Genomic DNA, 573 nt, shown 5'->3' with positions numbered 1-573 from the left:
TCCTACCCTCGCGGAGTTTCCTGCTCCTTTTCCGGATCATTTTTTTCCGGGGCCTCCTCCAGGGCACCGCGCACCTCGGCGCCAGTTCCAGCTTCACGGCTCCACCTGGCCCCAGCGCCACGGCGCCACGGCGCCCCCGGCGGCAGGAGCCGAGGAACCCCAAAAGCGAAACCGGCCCCGCGACACCTCTTATCGAGGAGCGCGAGACCGGTTGGGACTACCCAGCTGCAGGGGGCTCTATCAGCCGCCGATGTTGCGGATGACCGACATCGCCATCTCGTGCATCTGCTTCATCATCTGCGTGATGAGCTGGGTCAGTTCCTGCTCCTTCTGCATCTTCATCTGCGCCTCCATGAACGGCTTCATCTCCGCGGGCGCCTTGTCCAGCATGTCCTGCTGCGCGCCAGACAGCTTGCCCATTGCTCCGATGCCGGCGTTCGCGATGGAAGAGAGGCTCATTGTATTCTCCAGTATTTTCGAAGGGTTGGTAACTCGGGCGGGTGCAGCAGCGCCCTGACAACCTGATTATCGGCTCGGCCCCCGCGGAGTTTCCTGCTCCTTTTCCGGATCATT

1 protein-coding gene is annotated in these 573 nt (G+C 62.5%); it reads right to left on the bottom strand.

What is annotated here, in order from left to right:
• Positions 1-240 precede the first annotated feature (240 nt).
• Positions 241-459, bottom strand: coding sequence for a hypothetical protein (locus tag Q664_RS49790; protein ID WP_043405211.1), 219 nt, complete (start codon positions 457-459; stop codon positions 241-243).
• Positions 460-573: the final 114 nt, after the last annotated feature.

It is taken from the genome of Archangium violaceum Cb vi76, from assembly GCF_000733295.1.
In the GTDB taxonomy this organism is placed as follows: domain Bacteria; phylum Myxococcota; class Myxococcia; order Myxococcales; family Myxococcaceae; genus Archangium; species Archangium violaceum.
Note: the sequence above shows the minus strand (reverse complement) of the source record. Positions and strands in the feature narration are given on the sequence as shown.

What these genes read in the sequence shown, in the direction of transcription:
- Q664_RS49790 (WP_043405211.1), bottom strand. Translation starts at nt 459, where the DNA reads ATGAGCCTCTCTTCCATCGCGAACGCCGGCATCGGAGCAATGGGCAAG.